The 4,280-nt window shown below is 73.0% G+C and carries 4 protein-coding genes and 1 pseudogene; 2 read left to right on the top strand and 3 right to left on the bottom strand.

Annotated features, from left to right (window positions below):
* On the bottom strand, window positions 1-1,098 hold a 1,098-nt coding region (dnaJ, locus tag RIN80_RS26365), incomplete at its 3' end, for a molecular chaperone DnaJ (RefSeq protein WP_309098147.1).
* Complete coding sequence (gene hrcA / locus RIN80_RS26360; RefSeq protein WP_031111606.1) at window positions 1,098-2,114, bottom strand: heat-inducible transcriptional repressor HrcA; 1,017 nt, start codon at window positions 2,112-2,114, stop codon at window positions 1,098-1,100. The genes dnaJ and hrcA, both read right to left, overlap by 1 nt.
* Before the next feature lie 214 nt (window positions 2,115-2,328).
* Between hrcA and RIN80_RS26355 the strand changes: the two genes are divergently transcribed.
* Together RIN80_RS26355 and RIN80_RS26350 are read left to right on the top strand one after the other, a co-directional pair.
* Complete coding sequence (locus tag RIN80_RS26355; protein ID WP_309098146.1) at window positions 2,329-3,060, top strand: MBL fold metallo-hydrolase; 732 nt, start codon at window positions 2,329-2,331, stop codon at window positions 3,058-3,060.
* Between the two features lie 31 nt (window positions 3,061-3,091).
* Window positions 3,092-3,895, top strand: a complete 804-nt coding sequence (locus tag RIN80_RS26350) for a DUF3097 domain-containing protein (RefSeq protein WP_309098145.1) — start codon at window positions 3,092-3,094, stop codon at window positions 3,893-3,895.
* A gap of 15 nt (window positions 3,896-3,910) precedes the next feature.
* On the opposite strand, the pseudogene RIN80_RS26345 reads toward RIN80_RS26350, so the two are convergent.
* Window positions 3,911-4,280 (bottom strand): annotated as a pseudogene (locus RIN80_RS26345) (coproporphyrinogen III oxidase); the annotation flags it as partial.

The following is a 4,280-nucleotide window of genomic DNA, read 5'->3' as shown; positions in this document are numbered from 1 at the left end:
CCCCTGCTGGCCCGGCTGGAACTGGCCGGTCGGGCGTTCCTCGCCGCGCAGCTTGGAGAGTTCGCGGAGCAGGCGCTCCTGCTCGGGGTCGAGCTTGGTCGGGGTCTGGACCTCGACGTGGACGATGAGGTCGCCGCGTCCGCCGCCGCGCAGGTGCGTGACGCCCCGGCCGTGCAGCGGGATCGACTGGCCGGACTGGGTGCCCGGGCGGATGTCGACCTCCTCCAGACCGTCCAGCGTCTCCAGCGGCACCTTCGTGCCGAGGGCCGCCGCCGTCATCGGGAGCGTGACCGTGCAGTGCAGGTCGTCGCCGCGGCGCTGGAACTGCGCGTGCGGCAGCTCGTGGATCTCGACGTAGAGGTCACCGGCCGGACCGCCACCGGGCCCGACCTCGCCCTCGCCGGCGAGCTGGATGCGCGTGCCGTTGTCGACACCGGCCGGGATCTTCACCGTGAGCGTGCGGCGGGACCGGACGCGGCCGTCGCCCGCGCACTCCGGGCACGGCGTGGGCACGACCGTGCCGAAGCCCTGGCACTGGGGGCAGGGACGGGACGTCATGACCTGGCCCAGGAAGGACCGGGTCACCTGCGAGACCTCACCGCGGCCGCGGCACATGTCACACGTCTGCGCGGACGTGCCCGGGGCGGCGCCCTCGCCGTTGCAGGTGTTGCAGACGACGGCCGTGTCGACCTGGATGTCCTTCGTCGTGCCGAAGGCGGCCTCGTCGAGCTCCACCTCGATACGGATCATGGCGTCCTGGCCGCGGCGGGTGCGCGAGCGCGGTCCGCGCTGCGACGCCGTGCCGAAGAAGGCGTCCATGATGTCCGAGAAGTTGCCGAAGCCGCCGGCTCCGAAGCCGCCCGCGCCGGCGCCGCCGGACTGCGAGAGCGGGTCGCCGCCGAGGTCGTAGACCTGCTTCTTCTGCGGGTCCGACAGCACCTCGTAAGCGGCGTTGATCTCCTTGAACCGCTCCTGGGTCTTCGGATCGGGGTTGACGTCCGGGTGCAGCTCGCGGGCGAGCCGCCGGAAGGCCTTCTTGATCTCTTCCTGCGACGCGTCGCGGCGCACGCCGAGTACGGCGTAGTAGTCCGTGGCCACTACGACTCCGCCAGGATCTGTCCGACGTACCGTGCCACTGCGCGTACCGCTCCCATCGTTCCCGGGTAGTCCATGCGGGTCGGTCCGACCACGCCGAGCTTGGCGACTGCCTCGCCGCCCGAACCGTAGCCGACCGACACGACGGACGTGGAGTTGAGTCCTTCGTGGGCGTTCTCGTGACCGATACGGACGGTCACGCCCGGATCCTTCGCCTCGCCGAGCAGCTTGAGGAGCACGACCTGCTCCTCGAGCGCCTCCAGCACCGGCCGGATCGTGAGGGGGAAGTCATGACCGAAGCGGGTCAGATTGGCGGTGCCGCCGATCATCAGCCGCTCCTCGTTCTCCTCGACGAGCGTCTCCAGGAGTGTGGAGAGCACCGTGGAGACCGTACCCCGGTCCTCGTGCTCGAAAGCCTCCGGGAGATCCTCCACCAGACTCGGCACATCCGCGAAACGGCGGTTCGCCACCCGGCTGTTGAGGCGCGCGCGCAGATCCGCGAGCGAGGCCTCGCCGAAGGGCGCCGGGCAGTCCACCACGCGCTGCTCGACCCGCCCGGTGTCCGTGATCAGCACGAGCATGACCCGCGCGGGCGCCAGGGAGAGCAGCTCCACGTGCCGCACGGTGGACCGGGTCAGCGACGGGTACTGCACGACGGCGACCTGGCGCGTGAGCTGCGCGAGCAGCCGCACCGTGCGCGCCACGACGTCGTCGAGGTCGACGGCGCCCTCCAGGAAGTTCTGGATGGCGCGCCGCTCCGGGGCGGTCATGGGCTTGACGCCGGCGAGCTTGTCCACGAACAGGCGGTAGCCCTTGTCGGTGGGGATGCGCCCGGCGCTGGTGTGCGGCTGGGCGATGTATCCCTCGTCCTCCAGGGCCGCCATGTCGTTGCGGACGGTCGCCGGGGAGACGCCGAGGTTGTGCCGCTCGGTGAGGGCCTTGGAGCCGACCGGCTCCTCCGTGCCGACGTAGTCCTGGACGATGGCGCGCAGCACCTGAAGCCTGCGTTCACTGAGCATCGCGCACACCTCCAGAAGTCGTCCGCCGGTTGCCCGCCGTTCGCGGCCTGGCACTCTGCGCGTGCGAGTGCCAATGTTCCCCGGCCCAGTGTACGGCCGTCGGGTACGCCCCCGGCAAGGCTGGTCGTACGGCGCCGTGCCCCGGTGCGGCGAGAGTGCGTGCATGGCGTCGCGCAGCAGACGGGAATGGTCAGACAGGCGCTAGCGTCGCCGCATGACGGTGACTTGGGAAGAGGCGGGGTGGGAGCGTCTGGCCGCCGGGGTGGGGCGGTGCCGGCTGCCGGTGTGGGACTGCACGGCGGGGCTGGTCGCCGGCGAGGGCGCGGTGCTGGTGATCGACGCCGGGTCGAGCCCGGCCGAGGGCGCGCGGGTGCGCGCGCAGGCGCGGTCGCTCACCGGTCACCGTGTGACGCATCTCGCGCTGACCCATCCCCACTTCGACCATGTCTTCGGGGCGGCGGCGTTCGAGGACGCGGAGGTGTTCGGCGCGGTCGGCGTGGACGCGGTGCTGACCCGGGCGCGGGACCGCGCGGAGCTGCGCGCGGACGCGGTGCGCAACGGTATGGCGGAGACCCTGGCGGGCGAGTCGGCGGACCGGCTGGTCGCGCCGCGCCACCTGGTCTCCGGCGAGTGGACGCTCGACCTGGGCGGCGGGTGCCAGGTGCTGCTGGCGAACGTGGGCCCGGGGCACACCGCGCACGACCTGGCGGTGCTGGTGCCGGGCGATCCGGAGGTGGTGTTCTGCGGCGACCTGGTCGAGGAGTCGGGCGAGCCCCAGGCGGGCCCGGACGCGGTGCCGGCGCGGTGGCCGGCCGCGCTGGACCGGCTGCTCGCGCTGGGCGGCGAGGACGCGTTGTACGTGCCCGGTCACGGAGCGGTGGTGGACGCGGCGTTCGTCCGAACCCAGCGGGACGCGCTGGCGGCGCGTTTCGGCGTGTCGTCGTGACCGTCCGGCGGCTTTCCCTATCGTCATGCGAATGCGCCAGTACTCGACCGATCTGACCCCGCCGTGGAAGAAGCCGAAGCCGGTCCCCGAGGTTCCGGCGGAACCGGGCCTGGTGGTCGAGGAGCCCGGCAGCGGCTTCTGCGGGGCGGTCATCCGCTGCGAGGCCGGCACGGTGACGCTGGAGGACCGCTTCGGCAAGCACCGCGTGTTCCCCATGGAGCCGCGCGGCTTCCTGCTGGAGGGCAGGGTGGTGACGCTGGTCCGCCCGACGTCCGGCGCCCCGGCGCGCCCCGCCCGTACGGCCTCCGGCTCGGTGGCGGTGCCCGGCGCACGCGCGCGGGTGGCCCGGGCCGGCCGCATCTACGTGGAGGGCCGGCACGACGCCGAGCTGGTCGAGAAGGTGTGGGGCGACGACCTGCGCATCGAGGGCGTGGTGGTGGAGTACCTGGAGGGCGTGGACGACCTCCCCTCGATCGTCGACTCCTTCGCCCCCGGCCCCGACGCCCGCCTCGGCGTCCTGGTCGACCACCTCGTACCGGGCTCGAAGGAGTGGCGCATCGCCCAGTCGGTGACGAGCGAGCACGCGCTGGTGGTGGGGCACCCCTACATCGACATCTGGGAGGCGGTGAAACCGTCGTCCCTGGGCATCGGGGCCTGGCCCCGCGTCCCGAGGGGCCAGGACTGGAAGACGGGTGTGTGCCGGGCCCTGGGCTGGCCGGAGAACACGGGCGCGGCGTGGCAGCGGATCCTGTCGGGGGTCCACTCGTACAAGGACCTGGAGCCGGAGCTGCTGGGCCGGGTGGAGGAACTGATCGACTTCGTGACGGCGCCTTAGCCGACGCCGAGCACCTCAGTCCACGAGATCGCGCACCACCCCGTCGGCCAGCAGCCTGCCCCGCAGGGTGAGCACCGCCCGCCCCTCCGCGTACGGCCGTGCCTCCAGCAGCCCGTCCGTCAGCGCCCTGCGCGAGGCGGCCAAGCCCTCCTCCCGCAGCAGCGCCAACGGCACGCCGTCCCGCAGCCGCAGCTCCAGCAGGATCCGCTCGACCCGCCGGTCCTCCTCCGACAGCACCTCACGCCCGGCCCCGGGCGAACGACCGGCCGCCAGCGCCGCCGCGTACGCCCCGGGGTGCTTCACGTTCCACCACCGCACCCCGCCCACGTGGCTGTGCGCCCCGGGTCCGGCGCCCCACCAGTCGGCGCCCCGCCAGTACAGCTCG

The organism is Streptomyces sp., assembly GCF_031181705.1.
Taxonomy (GTDB): domain Bacteria; phylum Actinomycetota; class Actinomycetes; order Streptomycetales; family Streptomycetaceae; genus Streptomyces.
The sequence above is the reverse complement of the archived record's forward strand: the minus strand, read 5'-3'. Positions and strand labels throughout refer to the sequence as shown.